Below are 21,566 nucleotides of genomic sequence, written 5' to 3'. Positions count from 1 at the left end.
CTATTTTGTGGTCTTGCGGGTTCTTGCCGGCTTGGCCGGGGCAGGGGTGTCCACCGCGCTACCCAGCGGCCCACTGTCCAGCCCCAGGCCGGCGGCCTGGCTGATGGCGGCGGCCGTGCGTTGCAGCGGTTCGAGCAGCGGATCGAGCCGCGCGTCGCCATTGGCGTCAATCAGCGTGGCGATGGTCAGCGCGGCGTTGAGCGGCGCGCCCGGCGTGCCCACCAGCACGCCGATATCCGCCCCGCCCAGGAAGCGTTCGCCCAGCGAGCGGGCATGGCCGCGCGCGCGCACGTCGTCGATGCGGGCGAGCAGATCCTGCCGTGCGGCCGGCGCCATCGCCTGCCATTCGCGCGAATGCCCCAGCCAGGCATCAAACGCGGCGGGCGCCAGGCCCGCGAGCAGCAGGCGCCCCGAATTGGTGCGCAGCGGCGAATGGGTGGAGCCGACTTCCACCGACAGGCGGAACGGGTTGGGGCTCTCTTCCTGGGTGAGCACGAGCACCTGGTTGCCTTGCAACACGGTCAGGTGGCAGCTTTCGCGCACGTCGTCGGACAGCGCGCGCATCAGCGGGCGCGCCGCCGCGATCAGCGTTTCATAGGGCGAGTGAATGCGCGCGAGCTGGAACAGCTTGAGCGTCAGCGCATAGCCGCCGTTGGTCGGGTCGCGCCGCACATAGCCGCGCCCTTCCAGGCAGGCGAGCATGCGGAACAGCTCGCCCGGCTGGCGGTTGAGCGCGCGCGCCAGTTGCGATTGCGTCATCGGCACGGCCTGGTCGGCCAGGTACTCGACGATATCGAGGCCCTTTTCCAGCGCCGGCACGGCATACTTCCGGCGGCGCTCGTCGCTCGACAGGATGCTGTCCGCCAGCATGCCCTCTGACCGCCCGTCGAGCGGGCCGTCGCCCACGTCCGGCATGTCCGGCGCAGGGCTGTCTGCCTGGGTGGCTGATTCGGGGCGCGCATCCATGTTCTGTCCTTCCGCGGCTGGTCTGGCGATCGGGCGGCTTGCGTAACCCATGGCGGCGCGAAGTGCCATCATCGCCTGCCGCTTTGCCCGCCAGCACGGGCGCGCGCCGGGCTGGCCGGGGTGATAGCGGAAGAGGCGCGTGGAATTTGCATTGATTGTTTATATAGAGAATGTATGTTAGCCTGTAAACAATGAGTGATGTGGAGGACGGGATTGGAACAGCGGCTTATCCGCACGGATTCGGCAACGGACACAGCGTCGTCTGCGGCCAGTTCCGGCCCCCTGTCCGATCTGCTGGTGCTCGACATGGCCCAGTTCCTCGCCGGCCCTTCGGCCGCGCTGCAACTGGCCGATCTGGGTGCGCGCGTGATCAAGATCGAGCGGCCGCAGAGCGGTGACCTGTGCCGCGATCTTTATCTGAGCGATACCGACATCGCCGGCGATTCCACGCTGTTCCACGCGATCAACCGCAACAAGGAAAGCCTGGCGGTCGATCTCAAGGACGCGGGCCAGCTTGCGGAACTGCGCCGCCTGGTCGCGCGGGCCGACGTGATCATCCAGAACTTCCGCCCCGGCGTGATCGAGCGGCTGGGGCTGGGCTATGAAGACGTCAAGGCGATCAATCCCGGCCTGGTCTATGCCAGCGTCTCGGGCTTTGGCAGTGCCGGCCCCTGGGCCAAGCTGCCGGGCCAGGATCTGCTCGCCCAGGCGCGCTCGGGCGTGATGTGGCTGACCGGCAGTGCCGACCATGGGCCGATGCCGATCGGGCTTTCGGTGGCAGACATGCTGGCTGGCCATGTTCTGGCCAAGGGCATCCTGGCCTTGCTGGTCCGCCGCGCGCGCACCGGGCTGGGGGGGCGGGTGGAAACCAGCCTGCTCGAAGTGCTGGTCGATTTCCAGTTCGAGCTGCTGACCACTTATCTCAACGATGGCCGCCGCCCCCCGACGCGCGCCGCCGCCCATGGCGCCAATGCCTATCTTGCTGCGCCCTATGGCGTCTATCGCACGGCAGATGGGCATCTTGCCCTGGCGATGACGCCGCTGGCCCGGATCGGCGAATTGCTTGATCTGCCGGGCCTGAGCGAGAGCGGTAACGGCTTTGACGGGCGCGACGCGCTGCTTGACCGCATCGCGCAGCGCCTGGCCACGCGCACCACGCAGGAATGGCTGGCCGTGCTGGAGCCGGCCGGCATCTGGACCGCGGCCGTGCTCGATTGGGAGCAATTGTTGGAGGCCGAAAGCTTCCGCGCGCTCGACATGCTGCAATCGATCGGCGGCCGGGGCCGCAGCATTCTCACCACCGCCAGCCCGATGCGAATCGATGGGCAAAGGCCGGCTTCGGCGCGCGGTGCCCCGCGCGTGGGCGAGCACAGCGCCGCCATCGCCGCCGAATTCGGCCTGGCACTGGCCTGAGGCGATGCGCGCCCGCACTTGCCTTAGCGCCTTGGCGCTGCTGCTCACCACAGCGGCCAGTGCCCAGACGATCAGGGCCCAGCCGCCCGGCCGGCAAGCGCCCGCCTTGCCACGGATCGCGGCGCCGCATGGCCGCCCGGCGCTGTTCGTCGACGGCGCGCCGTTCCTTGTGCTGGGGGCGCAGGCCAACAATTCCTCCAACCATGCCAGCGTCTTGCCGCAAGTGTGGCAGACGGTGGAGCAATTGGGCGCCAACACCCTGGAAATGCCGGTGGCCTGAGCCCGGGCCGAGCCGCGCGAGGGGCAGTTCGATTTCGCCTTTGTCGATACGCTGCTGGCCCAGGCGCGCCAGCACCGCGTGCGCCTGGTGCTGCTGTGGTTCGGCGCGTTCAAGAACGGCGGGCCGGGTTATACGCCGGTCTGGGTCAGGGCCGATCTCGCGCGGTTTCCGCGCAAGCTCGATGCGCAGGGGCGTCCGCTCGCCGCTCCGCCAGCGTTCCCTGATTTTGCTTGATACGATTCAAGCGCGGTCCTCGCTTTCCATAGCCGTCCCCGATAGCGCGCTTGCAGGAAGCCGAACGCGACGGGACAATTCGCTCGAAAGTGCTGGCCTAGTGTCGTCAGCCTTTTCTCAGCAGGTCATCCAGGACCGCGTTGTGTAACGTGGTATCAGCCAGAGGCCACTTCAGCTTTCCGTTCTCGTCCTGCAATTGCCTAACCGACGGACATCGGAAACCTCCGTGGCGTCGCACTTTGCCTTGCGCACGAGGGACTTTTGGCGGGGCAGGTCACGGCCTTCACCAAATGGCTCCCTCGACGCAATTGCGAAACGATGATCGCTCAATGCCCTGGCGGAGCGAGGAGCTGTTGCCGCACTGAACTCCATGCGCTGGCGGAAACGCAGATACGCCAGATCGGGCCGCTTTGTCCGCAGTCGCTCGGCCTGCGATAGGGTGGTGTCTTCCTCGCGGCCGCCGATCGGCGCGGTGATCAGATCGCAGTCGCCAGCCCCAACATCGGCGCGGCGGCGCCCTCTTCCTGATCGGCCATCTCTGCGCGCACGAAATCGACGAAAGCGCGCACCTTGGACAACGCGTAGTTGCCGCGTGGGAATACCACATGCAGTGGAATCCGCTCGTTCACGAGGTCGGGCAGCAAGACCTCGAGGCGGCGGGCGGCGATGTCGTCCTCGACGAGGAAGCGCGGCAGGTAGCTGATGCCCAGGCCCTCGAGCGTGGCCTCGCGTGCCATTCGTACCGAGTTGCTGGTGAGCGGTCCGCGGTTGACGGCAACGGTGGTGTCTTCCGACAGGCGCCACTCGCCAACCTTGGAGATATGCGTTTCGACGATGCAGGTGTGCACCTTGAGGTCGTTGGCGGCCGAGGGGCGCCCGGCGCGGTCGAGGTACGAGCGCGCGGCGACGAGTGCCATGGGATAGCTGCGCAACTGCACCGATTCCAGGCTGGAATCAAAGGTGTCACCCATCCAGAACACCACGTCGAAGCGGCCCTTGAGCAGGTCCACCTTGCTGTCCGACAGGTTCACGAACAGCCGCACGTCAGGATAGGTCTGGAGGAAGCGCGGCAGGATCGTGGTGAGATCGAACAGCGAGGATACCACCGGTGCGTTGACCTTGAGCTCGCCACGCGGCTTGGAGAGCATCCCGGTCATCACCTGGTTGGCTTCGTTGACTTCCTCGACGATGCGGGCGCAGCGCGCATACATCTCGCGTCCCGCCGGTGTCAGTGTCACCGAGCGTGTGGTGCGGTCGAGCAGGCGCACGCCGATGCTCTGCTCAAGCTTGGCAATCTGGCGGCTGACTGCGGCCTTGGAATACCCCAGCATCGTGGCAGCGCTGGAAAAGCCCCCCGTGCTGACCACCGCGGCGAACGACATCATCGCCATCACGTTTCCAAGATCGGGTCTGTCGTCCATGCCTGCTCCCTCTGCCACACGCGTGCCCGTGTCAATGTATCCCGTCACCGTCACGGGCACGTTGGCCCACCATAGCGATCCCGGTGCGGCCTGTCTGCACCTGCTGCGGGCAATTGTTGTTTAAACGGAAAAGATATCTCAAATTCAGTATTACTGTTGCGTTTATGAAGCCTTTCGGCGAGGACGTGCTACGCCATATGGGCGCTTGATTCGCGGCGCGGACCGCGCAAGACGCAGACAAGGGAGAAATTCGATGGTCAGCCAGCTTTCCCAAGCGGCCCTGCGCGACCAGCGCAGCCAATTCCACCCGTTCACCGCGATCACCGATCTTATGGCCGAAGGGCCCACGGTCATGGAAAGTGGTTCCGGCATCCACGTGCGTGACGTTGACGGACGCGAATACATCGACGGGATGGCCGGCCTGTGGTGCGTCAACCTGGGCTATGGGCGCCGCGAGATCACCGAGGCGATCGCCCGGCAGAGCGAGCGCCTGTCATTCTTCCACACGTTCAACGGCATGAGCAGCGACGTCGTCGCCGAATGTGCCGAGGCCCTGCTGCAACGCGCGCCGGTGCCGATGTCGCGGGTGTTCTTCGGTGCCTCGGGCAGCGATGCCAACGAAACCCAGCTCAAGCTCGTGTGGTATTACAACAACCTGCGCGGCAAGCCCGAGAAGAAGAAGATCATCGCGCGCTGGAACGCCTACCACGGTTCCGGTGTGGCCACGGCCAGTCTCACCGGGCTGCCGGGCATGCACACGCTGTTTGACCTGCCCAAGGGCCCGATCCTGCACGTCAGCGCGCCCTACTACTATCGCAAGGCGCCCGAGGGCATGACCGAGCGCGCGTTCTCGCAGCAGCTTGCCCAGGAACTCGAGGATCTGATCGAGCGTGAAGGCGCCGACACCATTGCCGCATTCTTTGCCGAGGCGGTGATGGGCGCTGGTGGGTTGATCCCGCCGCCCGAGGGCTATTTCGAGGCGATCTGCCCTATCCTCAAGAAGCACGACATCCTGCTCGTCGCCGACGAAGTGGTATCTGGCTTTGGTCGTCTCGGCACCTACTGGGGCAGCCAGACCTATGGCTACGAGCCCGACCTCATCACCTCGGCCAAGGGTGTGACCTCGGGCTACTTTCCGATGTCAGTCTGCTACATCTCGCCAAAGGTCTGGGACGTGATCGAGAGCGAGGCAGGCAAGGCCGGGCTTTTCGGCCACGGCTATACCTATTCGGCGCACCCGGTCGGCGCGGCCGCCGCGCTTGCCGCGCTCAAGCTGATCGATGAGCTCAAGGTCGTGGACAACGTCGCCGACGTCGGGCCCTACATGCTCCAGGCGTTGCGCGACCGGCTTGGTCAGCACGCCCATGTTGGCGATATTCGCGGCAAGGGACTGATGCTGGGAATCGAACTGGTGCACGATCGCGGCACCAAGGAAGCGCTGCCCATGGCCAACCGCACCGGTCGCCAGGTGCTCAAGGCTGCAGCCAATCGCGGGCTGATCACCCGCGCGCTGGGTGATACCCTGGTCTTTGCCCCGCCATTGGTGATCACCCGCGCCGATGCCGATGCTATCGTCGATCGCTTCGGTGCTGCGGTGGAGGACGTGTTGCCCGGCTGAACCCAAAGACCAACCCGGCGCGGGCGGTGGTGCATGGTTTGATGCATTGCCGCTCGCGGCGCGGTTCCACGTCGTCCAGGGAGGGGCAGATGGAATTCAACACCGCAATCGAGGGTATGGCGCAGGCCGAACGCGGCACGCGCCGGTTGACCCCGGCGGGGCAGATCAGCGCGGTGCTGGTCGGGCTGATCGGCGCCTTCGTGATTTTCGTGACGCCCGGCTTTCTGGCGGTAATCGCGCAAAAGACCGGGTTCGACAACGACCAGCTCGGCTATCTCGCTGCGTTCGATATCAACGCGATGGGCGTGACCATCGGCCTCAGCACGTTCCTTTTGGCGCGGGTGCCTTGGCGCCTTGCCGTGAGCATCGGCCTGGCGCTGGTGATCGCCGGCAATATCCTGACCGCGCTGGCCACGGGCTTTGCCGCGATGGCCGCAGCGCGTGTGGTGGCGGGAGCGGGCGAGGGGATTGCGGTGGGCTTTGCCTTTGCCGCGCTTGGCCGCGCCGCCAACCCGGACCGCGCATTCTCGATCTATCTCGTGGTTGGCGCGCTGTGCAGCTCGGCGCTGCTCTACAGCCTGCCCGCCCTGCAGGCGGCGGTCTCACCCGCGACGTTGTTCCTCGCCAATGCGCTGGTCGTGGTGCCAGTGGCGTTGGGCGTACGCTGGTTCCCCGAAGGCAGCATCGACGAAACCGACATCTTTGCCGGGGCCGGCCGGCTCGACATGCGGCTGGCGAGCGGGGCCCTGCTTGGGGTCTTTCTGTTCTTCTTCGCGCTGGGGGCGATGTGGAGCTATTCCGAGCGGATCGGCATGGCCCACGCCATTGCGCCTGGAGTGATCGCCACTGGTCTTTCGATCGGCACGATGGCGGGCGTTGCCGGCGCTGCACTTGCCGGCATGCTGCCGCGCCGGTGGGGCCGGGTGTGGCCGTTGCTGCTGAGTGGCGCGGCGGGTGTCATCAGCTTCCTGATGTTTGACGGGCGGGTCGAGGCGACCGGCTTCGTGGTGGCAGTCGTACTGTTGCAGTTCTGCTGGAACTTTGCGCAGCCATTGCTGTCGGGCATCTGTGCCGAGGCGTGCCTGCGCGGGCGGGTGGTATGCGCAATGGGCTCTATCCAGACATTCGGCACTGGCCTTGGCCCTGCAGCGGCCGCCGCCACGCTGGCCAGCGGCTCGTTCGCACCGATGATCTATGCCAACAGCGCGATTCTGGCGGCGAGCATTGCCGTTACCGTGCTGACCATTCGCGCTGAGCGGCGGCGGCGCCCTGCTTGATGAGCTATGGGCCTGCTGGGCAATCGGCGGCTCGGCCGCGCGGCTTTATTTCGGCGGCGTAATCGAGTGAAGCTGGGTGGGGGTGCGGCGACAGGCCGCACCCCGCATCCTTATCGCTGCTGCATCAGAGGAACACCGCGCGCGATAGGCCGCCGTCCACCGCGATCGATTCGCCGGTGATGCCGCTGCCCAATTGCGAGCACAGGAACACGATCGGGTCGGCCACTTCGGCTACTTCGAGCATACGCTTTAACGCAGCGGGGCCGGCGGCCTCGCGCTCGACGATGGCCTCGAACGTGGTGCCTTCCTCGGCCGCCATCTCGGCAAACCATTCCTCGATATGTTCGGTGCGGGTAACGCCCGGATGGATGATGTTGACGGTGATGCCGTCGCGTCCCACCTCGTCAGAGAGCGTCTTGGTGAAGTGGACCAGCGCCGTGTTGCGCATGCCCGACAGCGCCTCGGTGCAGCGCGCCGTCAGACCGCCGACGTTGACGATGCGGCCCCACCCGGCCTTGCGCATATGTGGCACGCAGGCTTTTGCCGCCCGGAAATAGCCGAACAGCTTGGTGTTGAGATCAAGCATCAGCGCGTCCTCGTCGGCCAGCTCGATCGCGTTGCGCACCAAGCCGCCTGGTGCTGCGGCGCAGTTGACGAGGATATGCACACCGCCAAAGCGCGCCACGGCGGCCGCGACGAGTGCCTGGACCGACTCCCACGAGGTTGTGTCGGTGCGCACGGCAATGATCTCGCCGCCGGTCGATTCGCGCAGTTCGGCTGCGGCCGCTTCGAGCTTGGTGGCAGTACGCGCCGCGATCACCACTTTGGCGCCGGCCAGCGCCAGCTTACGCGCGGTTTCCTTGCCGATACCCACGCCGCCGCCGGTGATGACGGCGACCTTGCCCGCAAGGCCCAGTTCCAGGTTCATGTTCGATCTCCTCGTGAAATGCATGATGATGGGATCAGGCGGACAAGACCACCCTGGCGATCCCGGCTTGGTCGAATGCGGCGACGATCGTGTCGCCACGATGGATTTCCGTGACCCCGGTACAGCTACCGGCCGCCACGAGTTGCTCGGCGCGCAGCCCGCCCTCGCCATGGGCACAGAGCCAGTTGGCGAGCCAAACCAGCGCATCGAGCGGATCGCCCATGACGCGATCGGTCGATCCCGCCACCGGTGCATCCGCGTCGATCGTGAGCGTAACCGGCATGGCGGCAAAGCGCGCTTCCCAGCCCGGCGCGAGACGATCGCCCAGTATCAGGCCATAGCCCATGACGTTGTCTGCTATCAGCAGGCCGAGCGGCAGGTCACTGTGTTCGAAGCGGGTGCGCACGATCTCGATGCCGGCCCACACGCCCTTGAGCGCGGCGGCAACCTCGGCGCGCGTGTAGGCCTTTGCGCGCGGGGGCAAATCCTCGCCCAGTTCGAATACCAGCTCGGCCTCGGCGAACATCTCGTCGCCGCAAAAATCGATGGTGCCGTGGTTGCAGAAGATGTCGCTGGCGCGCAGCCGGCCCACTGCCGGTTCGTGTGCGCCATGGGCCATGCGGGCACCCTCGCTGGTCAGCCCCAGCTTCCACACCATCACCGGCAGCGTCAGCGCCACATGGACGGCGCGCTGCGCGGCATAGGCCTGGGCCACCGGCACGTCATCGGTAGGCACTGCGGCAGGGCTGGTGGAGCGGCGCGCGGCAAGCAGGGCCTGCGCCAGCGAAAGGTCGCCTATCGGCATGGAGTTCTCCCGGGGCGGTCGGACTCGTTTTGCCGCCGCCGCTTCATTGTCGCGCATATGCAACAACAAACTTTGAAAATCTAGTATTGTTTACGCAATGAAGTTGGGTTAGCTCACGTCCAAGCCGGATTCGCCTGGTTGGTCACCACGCCGCCGCGGGTCTGCTGCATCACACTATCGCCGCGAGAGGCGAGACCGAGGGGAGTATCATGTCCAGCCAGCCCACCGCCCCCATCGCCGAGACCGCACGCCAGACGGCAGACCGCCTGGCCGCCGCCCTCGCGCCCGCTCCGCGCGGCCTCATCATCGATGGGCGGGCAGTGCCTGCGCTTTCCGGCAAGACCTTTGCCACCGAGAATCCGGCGACAGGCCAGACGATCTGCCAGGTTGCCGAGGGCGGGGCGGCGGACGTCGATGTCGCTGTCGCGGCGGCGCGCCGCGCGCTGGTCAATCCTGCGTGGGCGGCGATGAGCGCCTACGATCGCGGGCAGTTGCTCTATCGCCTGGCCGACCTGATCGAGCGCGAAGCCGACGAACTGGCGGTGCTGGAATGCATCGACAACGGCAAGCCCGCCTCGTTGACGCGCTGGGTCGAGATCGAGGGTTCGATCAAGACGTTCCGCTATTTTGCGGGTTGGACCACCAAGTTCGGCGGAGAGACGCTGCCGGTTTCGCCGCGCAGCGGGGCGCGCATCCTCAATTACACCACGCGCGAGCCGGTCGGCGTGTGCGGTCTGATCGTGCCGTGGAACTATCCGATGTCGATGGCGGCATGGAAGGTGGCGCCCGCGCTTGCGGCGGGCTGCACCGTCATCCTCAAGCCCGCCGAGCAGACGCCACTAACCGCACTGCGCCTGGCCGAGCTGGCGCTCGAAGCGGGCATTCCGGCGGGCGTGTTCAACGTCATCACCGGCTTTGGCGAAGCCGGTGCGGCGCTGGTCGCGCATCCCGGCGTGGACAAGGTGGCCTTCACCGGATCGACTGAGGTGGGCAAGGCGATCGTGCGCGGCGCCACCGGCAATCTCAAGAAGGTCAGCCTTGAACTGGGCGGCAAGTCGCCGCAGATCGTGTTGCCCGATGCCGATCTCGGCGCCGCCGCAGCCTCAATCGCGGCGGGCATCTTCTTCAACCAGGGCCAGACCTGTACTGCCGGCTCGCGCCTCTATGCCCACGCCGCGATCCACGACGAACTGCTCGATCGCGTCGCCGCCGAGGCAGCCAAGCTGACGATCGGTAACGGTCTTGATGCGGGCGTGAACTTTGGGCCGCTGGTCTCGCAGGAGCAGTGGGACCGCGTGGCCTCCTATGTCGAAATCGGCCAGGCAGAGGGCGCCGAGGTGATGATCGGCGGCGGCCGGCCTGCGGCCCATGGCGAGGGCTTCTTCTTCGAACCGACAATCCTGCGCGGCGCCGGGCGCGACATGCGCGTGGTGCGCGAGGAAATCTTCGGCCCGGTGCTGAGCGCGCTGTCATGGAGCGATGCCGACGACCTGGTGGCACAGGCCAACGATTCCGACTTCGGCCTTTCGGCGGGCATCTGGACCAACGACATCCGCCAGGGCCACCGCCTTGCCGCGGCCGTCAAGGCCGGCACTGTCTGGGTCAACTGCTTCAACATGGTCGATAACGCCACCCCGTTCGGCGGCTTCAAGCAGTCGGGCTGGGGCCGCGAGCACGGGCGCCAGGCTATGGAACTCTACAGCGAGACCAAGAGCGTGTGGGTCAACCTCAGCTGAGCAGAGGTTCAGCTCCACCCGCGCGCTGCGTCAATTTCACGTCTTCAATCAGGGAACCGACCATGGGCAAGACTCTCATCGTGAGCACCGACGGCCAGGCCGTCATGCGCAGCCACGACAACGGCAAGTCGTGGTATCGCATCAACATTGGCCAGGATCTGGAATACGACGATCGCGTACGCTGTCTCTTGGTCGACCCGCGCAATCCCGACGGTATTTTTGCCGGAGCGGAAAAGGGGCTGTTCTACAGCGCCGACTGCGGCGTGCACTGGAGCCGCATCGACTGCGCGCTCAACGGTCTTGCCGTGTGGAAGCTGGTGGTCAGCGAGAGCAATCCACTGGTGATGTATGCCGGCACCGGCGCTCCGTCGCTGGCGATCTTCTTCCGTTCGCGCGATGGCGGGCAGACCTGGGAGCGCACCAGCCTGGAAATGCCCGAGTTCTGCGCCGGGGTTAACCGCCCACGCATGCTGGCGCTGGCGGTCGATCCGCGCGATGCCGACGACGTCTGGGCGGGTATCGAGGAAGGTGGCCTCTATCGCAGTCGCGACGGCGGCGACAGCTGGACGCGCATCGATAGCACGTGGTCCGAATTCGGTGGCAACTCAGACCTGCACGACATCATGATCCTGCCGCAGGACGACGGCAGCACCGTCCACCTCGCGCTGACCGTCATCGCCCTCTACCGCTCGACCGACGGTGGCCAGACCTGGACGCGTCAGCCGGCCAAGGAGACCTGGGGCCTGCGCTATTCGCGTGTGCTGTTGCGCCGTCCAGGCAGCAACCGCCAACTGGCCGTGGGAATCGGCGATGGCACCCCGGGCACGACGGCGGCGATCCTGCTGTCTGACGATGCCGGCGAAACCTGGACCAGGGCCGCGCTCGATCATCCGTCGAACTCGTGCATGTGGGCGTTTGGCTCCCATCCCAGCGATCCCGATTTCCAACTCGCCGCGAGCAAGTTCGGCTATCTCTACCGCAGCGTTGACGGCGGCCGCACCTGGGCCAAGGAATGGCGCGAGTTCAACGAGATTACCGGCCTCGCCTGGCTGCCGTCCGTTCCCTCCGACCTGGGGTTGCCGCATGTCACCCATTAACGTCGCGCGGATCGCGCATATCGTTTTGTTCGTAAAGGATCCCGAGGCCTCTGCCCGCTGGTATGCCGAGATCCTCAACATGAAGATCACGGCGCGCGCCGGCGATGGGCCGTACAAGGGTGGGGTGTTCCTCAGCTTTGGCCTGAGCGATCACGACATCGCGCTGTTCCCGGCGGCGGCCGATACCGCCATCGGCAAGGAGGCCAAGGGCCGCGAGTTCGAGCACATCGGCCTGGCCATGGCCGGGTGCAACATGGAAGACCTGCGCGCCAACTACGCCTTCTTCCGCGAGCGCGGCGTCGAGATTGCCGAAATCCTCGATCATGGCGTTTCGGTGGGCATCTATTTCTACGATCCCGATGGCCACATGCTCGAGGTGTTTTGCCAGAACGTCCCGCTCGAGGGCGGCGCGTCGCAGGCCGAGCTCAACCGTAACGAAGGCCAGGCGAACCCGATCACACTGTGACCGCACCGGCCGAAACCTGAACCGGGCGATGCCCGCAGACACAAAAATCCAGGGGAGTTGTCATGACCAGATACGCCGCCAACTTTGGCGCCTTCCACATTCGCAAGTGGTTCACCCAGGTCGAGGAAATCCTTGCAGGTGAGACTGGTGCCGCCGCCGACGGTGCGCCGCTGATCAAGTACATGATCGGCGCATGCATCAAGAACCCCTATGCCGGCAACTATGTCGAGGATCTCTCGGCGTGGATCGAGGCTTCCCCGGTGCTCGGCGTGGAATTCGGGCGGCGTATCAATGCGCTGACCGGCGGGGCGCCGATCGAAAGCTATGGCAAGGCGATCCTCGTGGGTATCGATGGCGAATACGAGCACGGCAACGCGCTGCTCACCAATCCGGCGGCGAACCCGATCCGCGATGCGCTGGGCGGCGGGGCCTCGTGGGTGCCCTCTACCGGCAAGCGTGGGGTGCCCGGAACCATTCTTGACGTACCGTTCGGCCACAAGGACGCGCTCTATGTGCGTTCGCACTACGACACGATGAGCGTCTCGTTCGACGATGCGCCCAACCGTGACGAAGTGATCGTGTGCTGGGTCTTCGCCACGCGCGGCCGCCTCAACGCGCGGCTCGGCGGGCTGCGTGCCGAAGACGCCGAAGGCAACGGGCTGACCTGACCATGACGGCGGATCTCATCCTGGACGATGCGCCGCCCGCGCCGGTGGCGCTGCTGCCTGGCGAGCGCATCCGGCGCGTCGCGCGCGGTGGCGTGTCGCTGTGCGTGCGCGAATGGGGCGATGCGCAGGCCCCCGCGATCGTGCTGCTGCACGGTCTGCGCGGCTATTCGGGGACCTGGCGCCCGCTCGCCGCGGCTCTGGCTGACCGCTATCGCCTGATCGCTTTCGACGCGCGCGGGCGTGGTGAAAGCGACTGGGACGAGGGCCGCAACTATTACACCGATGCCTACCTCGCCGATCTCGAGGCGGTCGTGGCCGAAGCCGGTCTCGATCGTTTCGTGCTAGTCGGGCATTCGATGGGCGGCACTACCGCCTATGCCTATGCCGCGCGGCACCCGGCACGCCTTCACGCGCTGGTGGTCGAAGACATTACCGCCGGCTCGTCTGTCGGTGGTGCCGGATTCGAGCGCATCGTCGCGGAAATGAAGGCACTGCCCGTGCGCTTTGCCGACTGGGCCGAGGCGCGCGCCTATTGGCGCCGGCTACGGCCAAACGTGGGCGAGGCGGCGATCGAGGAACGGTTGTGGGAAAGCATGACTGCCGACCCGGCAGGTGGGGTGCGCTGGCGTTATGATGCCGAAGGCATCGCCGCCACGCGCATTGCGCCCGATCCCGCACGCGTGATCGACCTTTGGCCGGTGATCGCCGCGATCCGCGTGCCCACGCTGGTGATCCGCGGCGGACGTTCAGACTTTTGCAGCCTTGAGGCGGTGCGCCGGCTCGAAGCGCAAAACTCGCATCTGGCCCATGCCAGCGTGGACGGTGCCTCGCACTACGTCCACGACGATGCCCCCGAGGCGTTCCGTCGCCTGGTCGAGGGTTTCCTCGCCGGCGTTACGGTGCGCGCGCACGAGGACCACGATGATGGCCAATGACATGCCTGCCGCACCTGCACTATCCGACGATGCGGTGATCCGCACGGGGGCGGATACACTGTTCGACGCGCTCCACGCTGGCGGTGCGCGTATCTGCTTTGCCAATCCCGGCACCACCGAGATGACCATGGTCACCGCGCTGGCCCGCCATGGTGGCATCCGCCCGGTACTCAGCCTGTTCGAGGGCGTGTGCACCGGCGCGGCGGACGGCTATGCGCGCGTATCGGGGCAGGTGCCGCTAACGCTGCTGCATCTTGGCCCCGGATTTGCCAACGGCATCGCCAACCTGCACAACGCCCGGCGTGCCGGTTCGCGCATCGTCAACATCATCGGTGATCATGCCACCTGGCACCTGCCTTATGACGCGCCGCTGACCTCGGACATCACATCGCTGGCATCGCCGGTCTCGCGCCAGGTGATCCGCATGGCCGAGCCTGGTGCCATCGCGCACGATGTCGCCACTGCCTTTGCCGCGACGCGGGTGGCCGAGGGCGGTGCGGCGACGCTGATCGTGCCGACCGACGTGATCGACGCGCGCGAGGAACACCAGGATGCGCTGCCTGGCAGCGCCACGGTTGCCCCATGGCAGGGCGCGCGGGTAGATGACGCGGCGGTTGCCGCCGCCGCTGCCGCACTGGAAAGCGATCAGGGCGCCATCGTGCTGCTGGGCGGGAATGCCTTGACCGAGGCGGGCGTGCGCGCAGGTGCCGCACTCGCCGCGCGGCTTGGCGGCCGCCTGCTGATGGAACCCTATCCGGGCATCGTGACCTTGGGCGGTGATCTGCCTGCGGTAGAGCGGCAGGCCTATTTCCCCGACGACGTGATCGCGCAAATGGGCACGGCCCGCGTCGTGCTGGCCGGCGCGCGCATGCCGATCAGCTATTTCGGCTACGAGGGCTGGCCCAGCCAGCTGGTTGCAGAGGCCAGTCTGGTGCGCCTGGCTGGGCCGGAGCACGATGCGATCGACGCGCTGGTGCGCCTGGGTTCGGCGCTCGGCGTAACGGGTCCGGCTGGCGCCCAGCCGTTCACGCCGGCCACTGCCAGTGCCAATGACCCCACTGCTGCGCTGACGCCGGCGGGCGTGGTCGAGGAATTGCTGGTGCAACTGCCCGAACATGCGATCATCTCGCTCGAGGGCTCGACCTTGGGTGGGCCCTGGCTGCGCAATGCGCATCGTGCGTGCCGGCATCGTGTGATGACCAACACGGGCGGCGCGATCGGCCAGGGGCTGCCCTGTGCGGTGGGGGCGGCGCTCGCTGCGCCAGAAGCGCGCGTGGTTTCGCTCCAGTCGGACGGTAGCGCACAATATACGCTCCAGGCCTTGTGGACGATGGCGCGCGAGAAGCTGCCGGTGACGGTGATCCTCGCGGCCAACCACCGCTACGCCATTCTCCAGACCGAACTGGTGCGCGCCAACGCGCCGCTGGGCGATGCCATGATCGAGGCGCTGACGCTGCTGGACAAGCCGAAGGTGGATTGGGTTTCGCTGGCGCGTGGCTATGGCGTGGAGGCGGTGCGCGTCACCACCTGCGGCGAACTGGCCGAGGCACTGGCGCAGGGGCTCGCGCTCGACGGGCCGATGCTGATCCAGGCTGAGTTGCCATGAGCGCTGAGGCAGTGAGTTCCGGGCCGCCCGTGGCGATTGTCACCGGCGGCAGCGGCGGAATGGCACCGGGGATCGTGCGCGGCCTGCAGGGCGCCGGGTTTGCCGTGGTCATTACGGCGCGCGATGCGGGGCGGCTTGCGGCTGCGGCCGAAGCGATCGGTGGCGATTGCCTCGCACTTGCGTCGGACGCGCGCGATCCGGCCTCCATCGAAGGCCTCGCCGCCGCCGTCCTTGCACGGCATGGTCGGATCGATGTGCTGGTCAATGCCGCCGCCAGTTCCACCCCGATCGGTGGGGCGATCGAGACCGTCGATGTGGCCGCGCTGATTGCCGATCTTGACGTCAAGGTGGGCGGCTATCTCCGCTATGCTCAGGCGGTCGTGCCAGCCATGAAGCGGCAGGGGCGGGGCCATATCGTCAATATCGGCGGGCTGACCGGCCGGTCGAGCGACACCTTGAGCGGCCTGCGCAACGCGGCGGTCTCGCACCTGACCAAGGTCTTGTCCGACGAGCTTGGCCCGGCCGGTATCACCGTCAATGCGGTGCACCCCGGCATTGTCCGCACGCCGCACCTGGCCGAGCTGTTTGCCGAAATGGCCCACACCGAAAACACCACGCCCGCCGCGATCGAGGCGCGCTTCGTTGCCGACATACCCACGCGCACGATCCTGACGCCCGATGATGTCGGCGCGCTGGTGGCGATGCTGGCGGTTGCCGCGCGGCCGACCATTACCGGCCAGTCGCTGACCATCGATGGCGGCTATTCGCGCGGCATCTTCCTGTGAGCGCGCGTGCGGGCAAGGAGAGGGCGATGCACGATGAAACCGGCGGGGCGCGTACCCGCTATCCGCTGTCGATGCGCCTGCTGCACTGGCTGCGCGCCGTATTGATCATCGGCATGATCTGGTCGGGCTGGTTCATGACCGGCCTGCCTGACGAGGCGACGGCCAAGTTCGCGGTGTTCTATCCCAATCACAAGCAGTTCGGCGTCCTGGTCTGGCTGCTCGCGCTGGTCCACCTGGGCCTGCGCTACCAGCACCGCCGCCACCTGCCGCACCCGCCGGTGGGGCTCAGACCCTGGGAGCGGGTGCTTTCGCATCTGGTCCACCGTGCGATCATGGTGCTGACGTTACTGACCCCGCTGCTGGGCTATGCGATGTCGGCCAGCTTTACCCAGAGTGACGGCGTGCCCTTCTTCGGGCTGGGGCAGGTACCTGAGCTGTTGCCCAAGAACGACAAGGCCTTCGCGCTGTTCGACACGATGCACGGGTGGAGTGCCTATACGCTCGCCGTGCTCGTGGTGCTTCACGTGGCTGGCGCGCTCAAGCACCGGCTGCACGATCGCGGCGGCGATACCGACGTGCTCGCACGGATGGTGTGATCGCCCCTTCAACGAAAGATCCTGCCATGACCAACCCTGTCCACCACCTGCTGCATCCCGACGCCTTCGATGCGGCGGGCCTGGCCGTGACCAATCCGGCCGATGGCAGCATCGTCGCCACGGTGCGCCGCTATGACGTGGCTGCACTCACCGCGATCGTCGAGGCCGCTGACGCCGCGCGCCATGCCTGGGCTGCGCGCACCGCCAAGGAACGCAGCGACGTGTTGCGCGCCTGGTTTAATGCGATGGTGGAAAACGCCGAGGCGCTGGCGCTGTTGATGACGCTTGAAAGCGGCAAGCCGCTCGAGGAGTCGCGTGGCGAGGTGCGCTATGGTGCGGGTTACATCGAATGGTTCTCCGAAGAGGCGCGTCGCGCCTATGGCGAGGTGATCCCCAGTTTTGCGCCGGGCAAACGCGTGCTGACGCTGCGCCAGCCGGTGGGGACGTGCGCGGCGATCACCCCGTGGAACTTCCCGCTGGCGATGATAACCCGCAAGGTCGCGCCGGCACTGGCAGCAGGCTGCTCGATCGTGGTCAAGCCGGCTGAGGCTACACCGCTGTCCGCGCTCGCGCTGGAGGCGCTGGCCCACCGCGCCGGGGTGCCGCGCGACCTGTTTCGCGTGGCACCAGCGGTGCGTTCGTCAGAGGCGGGGGACCTGTTCTGCAGCCATCCGCTGGTGCGCAAGATCAGCTTCACCGGCTCGACCGAGGTGGGCAAGGTCATCATGGCCAAGGCTGCTGCCCAGGTGAAGCGGCTCAGCCTCGAGTTGGGCGGCAATGCGCCCTTTATAGTATTTGACGATGCCGACATCGCGCGTGCCGTTGACGGTGCCATGGCCTCGCGCTTCCGCAACGCCGGGCAGACCTGCGTCTGTGCCAACCGCTTCCTGGTGCAGGATGGCGTGCACGATGCCTTTGTCGCTGCGCTCACCGCGCGGGTCGATGCCTTGCGCGTGGCCGATGGGCAGGCGCTGCCGGGCGCAATGGGTTCCCTGATCGATGGCAAGGCGGTCACCCGCGTAGCCGGGCTGGTCGAGGCCGCAGTGGGCGAGGGCGCGCGCGAGGTCAGCCACGGGCACGATGGCCCTGCGCGCGGTGCCTTTCATCGTCCGGTGGTGCTGGCGGGGGTGACCCCGGCCATGGCCATCGCGCACGAGGAAATATTCGGCCCGGTAGCGCCGGTCATCCGCTTCACCGACGAGGCTGACGCGCTGCGCATCGCCAACGATACGCCGTTCGGCCTTGCCGCCTATGTCTATACCGCCGATGTTGCACGCCAGTGGCGCATGATGGAGGGCCTCGAATACGGCATGGTCGGGGTGAACGACGGATTGATCTCGAGCGAGGTGGCACCGTTCGGCGGGGTGAAGGAATCAGGCTTCGGCCGCGAAGGATCGAGCCACGGCCTCGCTGATTACATGTCCATCAAGTACTGCCTCGTCGGCGGGCTGTAACATGGAGCCGGACTCCCCCGACCCTCTGGCCGACGGCACCGACGATCCGGCCTTCGTGCGCGGTCTGGCGCTGCGCAAGGAAGTGCTCGGTGCGGCCTATGTCGAGCAGGCCATGGCTGGCGCGGACGATTTCTCACGCCCGATGCAGGCATTATCGACGCGCTGGTGCTGGGGGGAGACCTGGTCGCGCCCAGGGCTTACCCGCCGCGAGCGCAGCCTGCTCAACCTCGGCATGATCAGCGCACTCAATCGCCCGCACGAGCTGCGGCTCCACGTCAAGGCGGCACTGCGCAACGGCCTGACGCGCGAGGAGATCCGCGAGGCCCTGCTCCAGGTGGCGGTCTATTGCGGCGTGCCCGCTGGCATCGATGCCACCCGTATCGCGCGCGAAGCCATCGCCGAATATGACGCCGAGGCCACCACAGCTGCCGCGCAATAGGGTCGGCTTTTGACCCCGTGTAACGGCACCTTGGGTAACCGTTGCGCGCAGCCGTTGCGGGGCGCTGCACCAACCGTCGCGTAACTTGTGCGGGCCGGGCCGCTGCGCTTCCTCCTTTGTCGAAGAACAGACGAGGGAGGAAGCGCCATGCGCCGCACATCGATCATGCTTGCCGCCATCAGCGCACTGGCGCTTGCCACTGGCACGGTCCGCGCCGCCGAACCTGCCGCCGCTTCGCCCGATGCACCGCCGCAAATCGTGGTCACCGCCTCGACGCAGGATGTGCTTGGCACCGCCACCACATCGAGTGAGGGCGCGATCACCCGCCAGGAAATCCAACGCCGGCCGGCCTACCGCGTCGGGCAGTACCTGGAGGCGATCCCCGGCTTGTCTGTCACCTCGCACAGCGGCGAGGGCAAGGCCAACCAGTACCTCCTGCGCGGGTTCAACCTCGACCATGGCACTGACTTTGCCACCTTCGTCGATGGCATGCCGGTCAACCAGCGCACCCACGCGCACGGCCAGGGTTATACCGATCTCAACTTCCTCATGCCCGAACTGTTTGGCGGCATCGCCTTTACCAAGGGCCCCTATTTCGCCGCTGCCGGGGACTTTGCCGCCGTGGGATCAGCGCGGCTGAGCCTGGTGGACAGCTTGCCGCCCACGCTCTCGCTCTCCGCCGGCACGGTCGGCGATCGCCGCGTATTCGCGGGCGGATCGGTGGCCCTGCGCGGGGGCACCACACTGCTTGGGGCGGGGGAATACTTCCACCTCGATGGCCCATGGGACAACCCCGATAACCTGCGCCGCTTCAACGGGGTGGTGCGCCTCTCGCATGGCACGGTCGAGGAAGGGTGGTCAGCCACGGCAATGGCCTATTCGGGGCGCTGGAACGCCACCACCGACCAGCCCCTGCGCGCGGTGGAGCAGGGCTTGATTGGGCGCTTTGGTTCGCTCGATCCCAGCGATGGGGGGATATCGCAGCGCATGTCGCTGTCGCTGCGCTATGCCCGGCCCTTGTCCAGTGCCGACCAGCTCACCGCCGAGATCTATGGCGTGCGCCAGCATCTGACGCTGTGGAGCAACTTCACCCATTACCTCGATGACCCGGTCAACGGAGACCAGCACGCGCAGAACGATCGTCGCTGGATCGCGGGCGGCAGCCTGGCACTGGCGCACCGCTTTGCCACCGGCGGGATCGAGCAGACGCTGACCCTCGGGATTGATGGACGCTTTGATGCGATCCGCGTCGATCTGGCGCACACCCGCCGCCGCGCGGTGCTGAGCACCGATCGCGACGACCAAGTCGAGGAGGCAAGCCTTGGCGCTTATGCCGAACACAAGGCGCAATGGCTTTCTTGGCTGCGCACCGTGCTTGGCCTGCGCGTCGATCGCTTCCACGTGGCCGACCACGACCTGGTGCGTGCTGAGCGCGGGCATGAGCATGCCGCGCTGTGGCAGCCCAAGGGCAGCATAATCCTCGGCCCTTGGGCGCGGACCGAGTTCTACGTCTCGGCGGGGCGCGGCTTTCATTCCAACGATGGCCGCGCCGGCCTCGTCACCGCGGACGATGGCAGTACGAGCCTGGTGCGCCCACCACTGCTGGTCGGCGCCACCAGCATGGAGGCGGGGTTGCGCAGCAATCTCATGCGCCAGCTAACGCTTGCGGCCACCGTGTTCCAGATCGATTTCGCCTCCGAACTGACCTATTCGGCCGATGCCGGGCAAACCGAGGCGGGGCGGCCCAGCCGGCGTCGCGGCCTGGAACTGAGCGCCCAGTACCGCCCGCTGCCCTGGCTCGAACTCAATTCCAACCTCGCATTCAGCCATGCGCGCTATCGCGATGGCGCCCCGGCCACCCGCTTTATCGAGGATGCGCCCGGATTTATCGGTGCCGCTGGCATGCTGATCGACAATCTCGGGCCTTGGTCGGGTGCGCTCACGTGGCGGCGGCTCGGCCCGCATCCGCTGACCGAGGACAACAGCCAAAGCTCGCCTGGCTATGGCGAGATCAACCTTTCGGCGGGCTATCAACTGACGCCGCGCGTCAACCTGCGTGCCGATATCTATAACCTGCTCGGCAGCCGCGACGATGCGGCAGACTATTACTACGTCAGCCGGCTGCCCGGCGAGCCTGCCGCCGGCGTGGCCGGAATCAACGCCCATCCGCTGGAACCGCGTTCGCTGCGCATGACGCTTTCGGCCACGCTGTGACGGCGTTGCGCGCGCTCTGTTCCGGTATTGCAACGGTTTCGAACGTCCCGGCGCCCAGCCTGACGGCTAGGGCGGGGGAATAAACAGACCTGAACGTCCACGCATCGAGGGGAGACCTTGCGCCATGTCCATCCAAACCTTCGGCGATTGGCTCTATGCCACGCCGATCTCGACCACGTTCCGCGAGACGACGTGGATCATCCCCACGGTGCAAAGCGTGCATATCCTGGCGATCGCGGTGGTCGTGGGCTCGGCCCTGGTCTCGGAACTGCGCCTCGCCGGCGTGCTCGCTACTGACGAGAGCCCCGCGCGCGTGGTTCGGCGCTATCTGCCGTGGATATGGTCGGCGCTGGTCGTGCTGCTGGCCAGTGGCACGCTGCTGATCGTGGCCGAGCCGGCGCGTACTCTGGGCAATACGGTGTTCTGGGCCAAGATGGCGCTGGTGCTGCTGGCCTTCCTTGCCACGCTGCTGCTGCGCCGCCCGCTGCTGCGCGACGATGCGCGGCCTGCGGCCAAGACGGTGGCATGGCTGCTGCTGGTGGTGTGGAGCGCGGTCATCTTCTGTGGCCGCTTCATCGCCTACACCTGAACGGCGCCCCGTCACCGTCACGACCAAACAGCACAACCG

The 21,566-nt window shown here is 66.6% G+C and carries 21 protein-coding genes; 17 read left to right on the top strand and 4 right to left on the bottom strand.

Translation table 11 applies throughout. The features are described 5' to 3' along the window. Positions 1-966 (bottom strand): IclR family transcriptional regulator, encoded by a 966-nt coding sequence (locus C8K14_RS10635; protein WP_158271893.1) that lies wholly within the window; start codon positions 964-966, stop codon positions 1-3. A gap of 213 nt (positions 967-1,179) precedes the next feature. Here C8K14_RS10635 and C8K14_RS10630 point away from each other — a divergent pair, with 213 nt between their 5' ends. The 3 genes from C8K14_RS10630 (at position 1,180) to C8K14_RS22635 (ending at position 2,893) form a co-directional block, all read left to right on the top strand. After that, the gene (locus tag C8K14_RS10630) at positions 1,180-2,379 is read left to right on the top strand and encodes a CaiB/BaiF CoA-transferase family protein (protein WP_233251026.1); all 1,200 of its coding nucleotides are present in this window, start codon (positions 1,180-1,182) and stop codon (positions 2,377-2,379) included. A 4-nt stretch (positions 2,380-2,383) separates the two neighbouring features. Then, the gene (locus C8K14_RS10625; RefSeq protein ID WP_022678519.1) at positions 2,384-2,659 is read left to right on the top strand and encodes a hypothetical protein; all 276 of its coding nucleotides are present in this window, start codon (positions 2,384-2,386) and stop codon (positions 2,657-2,659) included. A gap of 78 nt (positions 2,660-2,737) precedes the next feature. Next, positions 2,738-2,893 (top strand): hypothetical protein, encoded by a 156-nt coding sequence (locus C8K14_RS22635; RefSeq protein ID WP_156306329.1) that lies wholly within the window; start codon positions 2,738-2,740, stop codon positions 2,891-2,893. A gap of 476 nt (positions 2,894-3,369) precedes the next feature. Here the strand turns inward: C8K14_RS22635 and C8K14_RS10620 are convergent, their stop codons facing one another. Then, complete coding sequence (locus C8K14_RS10620) at positions 3,370-4,314, bottom strand: LysR family transcriptional regulator (RefSeq protein ID WP_231627483.1); 945 nt, start codon at positions 4,312-4,314, stop codon at positions 3,370-3,372. Positions 4,315-4,567: 253 nt separating this feature from the next. Between C8K14_RS10620 and C8K14_RS10615 the strand changes: the two genes are divergently transcribed. Further along, positions 4,568-5,932 carry an aminotransferase gene (locus C8K14_RS10615; RefSeq protein WP_022678521.1) on the top strand — a complete coding sequence of 455 codons (1,365 nt, stop codon included), beginning with the start codon at positions 4,568-4,570 and terminating at the stop codon, positions 5,930-5,932. Between the two features lie 89 nt (positions 5,933-6,021). Beyond that, positions 6,022-7,209 carry an MFS transporter gene (locus C8K14_RS10610; RefSeq protein WP_022678522.1) on the top strand — a complete coding sequence of 396 codons (1,188 nt, stop codon included), beginning with the start codon at positions 6,022-6,024 and terminating at the stop codon, positions 7,207-7,209. A 124-nt stretch (positions 7,210-7,333) separates the two neighbouring features. On the opposite strand, the gene C8K14_RS10605 is transcribed toward C8K14_RS10610, so the two are convergent. Both C8K14_RS10605 and C8K14_RS10600 read right to left on the bottom strand, forming a co-directional pair. Further along, a complete protein-coding gene (locus C8K14_RS10605; RefSeq protein WP_107716635.1) occupies positions 7,334-8,137 on the bottom strand; it encodes an SDR family NAD(P)-dependent oxidoreductase in 804 nt (267 codons plus the stop codon). 34 nt (positions 8,138-8,171) lie between these two features. Further along, entirely contained in the window at positions 8,172-8,942 is a 771-nt protein-coding gene (locus C8K14_RS10600) for a 2-keto-4-pentenoate hydratase (protein WP_107716634.1), read from the bottom strand. Positions 8,943-9,151: 209 nt separating this feature from the next. Between C8K14_RS10600 and C8K14_RS10595 the strand changes: the two genes are divergently transcribed. From C8K14_RS10595 to C8K14_RS10540, 12 genes are all read left to right on the top strand, one after another. Beyond that, a complete protein-coding gene (locus C8K14_RS10595; RefSeq protein WP_054130430.1) occupies positions 9,152-10,678 on the top strand; it encodes an aldehyde dehydrogenase in 1,527 nt (508 codons plus the stop codon). A gap of 62 nt (positions 10,679-10,740) precedes the next feature. After that, the gene (locus tag C8K14_RS10590) at positions 10,741-11,775 is read left to right on the top strand and encodes a glycosyl hydrolase (RefSeq protein ID WP_062785871.1); all 1,035 of its coding nucleotides are present in this window, start codon (positions 10,741-10,743) and stop codon (positions 11,773-11,775) included. Then, entirely contained in the window at positions 11,762-12,241 is a 480-nt protein-coding gene (locus tag C8K14_RS10585; protein WP_022678527.1) for a VOC family protein, read from the top strand. The genes C8K14_RS10590 and C8K14_RS10585 overlap by 14 nt, the downstream gene beginning before the upstream one ends. Before the next feature lie 62 nt (positions 12,242-12,303). Continuing rightward, a complete protein-coding gene (locus C8K14_RS10580; RefSeq protein ID WP_022678528.1) occupies positions 12,304-12,909 on the top strand; it encodes an amino acid synthesis family protein in 606 nt (201 codons plus the stop codon). 2 nt (positions 12,910-12,911) lie between these two features. Further along, positions 12,912-13,844 (top strand): alpha/beta fold hydrolase, encoded by a 933-nt coding sequence (locus C8K14_RS10575; RefSeq protein WP_054130428.1) that lies wholly within the window; start codon positions 12,912-12,914, stop codon positions 13,842-13,844. Position 13,845: 1 nt separating this feature from the next. Beyond that, positions 13,846-15,450, top strand: a complete 1,605-nt coding sequence (locus tag C8K14_RS10570) for an acetolactate synthase large subunit (protein WP_107716633.1) — start codon at positions 13,846-13,848, stop codon at positions 15,448-15,450. Beyond that, on the top strand, positions 15,447-16,235 hold the full coding sequence (locus tag C8K14_RS10565; protein ID WP_107716632.1) for an SDR family NAD(P)-dependent oxidoreductase: 789 nt from the start codon (positions 15,447-15,449) through the stop codon (positions 16,233-16,235). Before C8K14_RS10570 ends, C8K14_RS10565 begins: the two co-directional genes overlap by 4 nt. A gap of 26 nt (positions 16,236-16,261) precedes the next feature. Further along, positions 16,262-16,831, top strand: a complete 570-nt coding sequence (locus C8K14_RS10560; RefSeq protein WP_107716631.1) for a cytochrome b — start codon at positions 16,262-16,264, stop codon at positions 16,829-16,831. A gap of 26 nt (positions 16,832-16,857) precedes the next feature. Then, a complete protein-coding gene (locus tag C8K14_RS10555) occupies positions 16,858-18,285 on the top strand; it encodes an NAD-dependent succinate-semialdehyde dehydrogenase (RefSeq protein ID WP_107716630.1) in 1,428 nt (475 codons plus the stop codon). Between the two features lies 1 nt (position 18,286). Beyond that, positions 18,287-18,724 carry a carboxymuconolactone decarboxylase family protein gene (locus C8K14_RS10550; protein ID WP_062785861.1) on the top strand — a complete coding sequence of 146 codons (438 nt, stop codon included), beginning with the start codon at positions 18,287-18,289 and terminating at the stop codon, positions 18,722-18,724. 147 nt (positions 18,725-18,871) lie between these two features. Continuing rightward, the gene (locus C8K14_RS10545; protein WP_199223716.1) at positions 18,872-20,938 is read left to right on the top strand and encodes a TonB-dependent receptor; all 2,067 of its coding nucleotides are present in this window, start codon (positions 18,872-18,874) and stop codon (positions 20,936-20,938) included. Between the two features lie 124 nt (positions 20,939-21,062). Beyond that, complete coding sequence (locus C8K14_RS10540; protein ID WP_022678536.1) at positions 21,063-21,527, top strand: DUF6644 family protein; 465 nt, start codon at positions 21,063-21,065, stop codon at positions 21,525-21,527. Positions 21,528-21,566 lie beyond the last annotated feature (39 nt).

This window comes from Novosphingobium sp. GV079 (assembly GCF_003058045.1).
Taxonomy (GTDB): domain Bacteria; phylum Pseudomonadota; class Alphaproteobacteria; order Sphingomonadales; family Sphingomonadaceae; genus Novosphingobium; species Novosphingobium capsulatum.
The sequence above is the reverse complement of the archived record's forward strand: the minus strand, read 5'-3'. Positions and strand labels throughout refer to the sequence as shown.

Bases quoted from the DNA above. Each gene is read 5' to 3' on its own strand.
- C8K14_RS10635 (WP_158271893.1), bottom strand. From the start codon at position 966: ATGGATGCGCGCCCCGAATCAGCCACCCAGGCAGACAGCCCTGCGCCG.
- C8K14_RS10540 (WP_022678536.1), top strand. From the start codon at position 21,063: ATGTCCATCCAAACCTTCGGCGATTGGCTCTATGCCACGCCGATCTCG.
- C8K14_RS10615 (WP_022678521.1), top strand. From the start codon at position 4,568: ATGGTCAGCCAGCTTTCCCAAGCGGCCCTGCGCGACCAGCGCAGCCAA.
- C8K14_RS10565 (WP_107716632.1), top strand. From the start codon at position 15,447: ATGAGCGCTGAGGCAGTGAGTTCCGGGCCGCCCGTGGCGATTGTCACC.
- C8K14_RS10605 (WP_107716635.1), bottom strand. From the start codon at position 8,137: ATGAACCTGGAACTGGGCCTTGCGGGCAAGGTCGCCGTCATCACCGGC.
- C8K14_RS10580 (WP_022678528.1), top strand. From the start codon at position 12,304: ATGACCAGATACGCCGCCAACTTTGGCGCCTTCCACATTCGCAAGTGG.
- C8K14_RS10600 (WP_107716634.1), bottom strand. From the start codon at position 8,942: ATGCCGATAGGCGACCTTTCGCTGGCGCAGGCCCTGCTTGCCGCGCGC.
- C8K14_RS10550 (WP_062785861.1), top strand. From the start codon at position 18,287: ATGGAGCCGGACTCCCCCGACCCTCTGGCCGACGGCACCGACGATCCG.
- C8K14_RS10560 (WP_107716631.1), top strand. From the start codon at position 16,262: ATGCACGATGAAACCGGCGGGGCGCGTACCCGCTATCCGCTGTCGATG.
- C8K14_RS10575 (WP_054130428.1), top strand. From the start codon at position 12,912: ATGACGGCGGATCTCATCCTGGACGATGCGCCGCCCGCGCCGGTGGCG.
- C8K14_RS10625 (WP_022678519.1), top strand. From the start codon at position 2,384: ATGCGCGCCCGCACTTGCCTTAGCGCCTTGGCGCTGCTGCTCACCACA.
- C8K14_RS10620 (WP_231627483.1), bottom strand. From the start codon at position 4,314: ATGGACGACAGACCCGATCTTGGAAACGTGATGGCGATGATGTCGTTC.
- C8K14_RS10555 (WP_107716630.1), top strand. From the start codon at position 16,858: ATGACCAACCCTGTCCACCACCTGCTGCATCCCGACGCCTTCGATGCG.
- C8K14_RS10585 (WP_022678527.1), top strand. From the start codon at position 11,762: ATGTCACCCATTAACGTCGCGCGGATCGCGCATATCGTTTTGTTCGTA.
- C8K14_RS10595 (WP_054130430.1), top strand. From the start codon at position 9,152: ATGTCCAGCCAGCCCACCGCCCCCATCGCCGAGACCGCACGCCAGACG.
- C8K14_RS10590 (WP_062785871.1), top strand. From the start codon at position 10,741: ATGGGCAAGACTCTCATCGTGAGCACCGACGGCCAGGCCGTCATGCGC.
- C8K14_RS10570 (WP_107716633.1), top strand. From the start codon at position 13,846: ATGCCTGCCGCACCTGCACTATCCGACGATGCGGTGATCCGCACGGGG.
- C8K14_RS10610 (WP_022678522.1), top strand. From the start codon at position 6,022: ATGGAATTCAACACCGCAATCGAGGGTATGGCGCAGGCCGAACGCGGC.
- C8K14_RS10545 (WP_199223716.1), top strand. From the start codon at position 18,872: ATGCGCCGCACATCGATCATGCTTGCCGCCATCAGCGCACTGGCGCTT.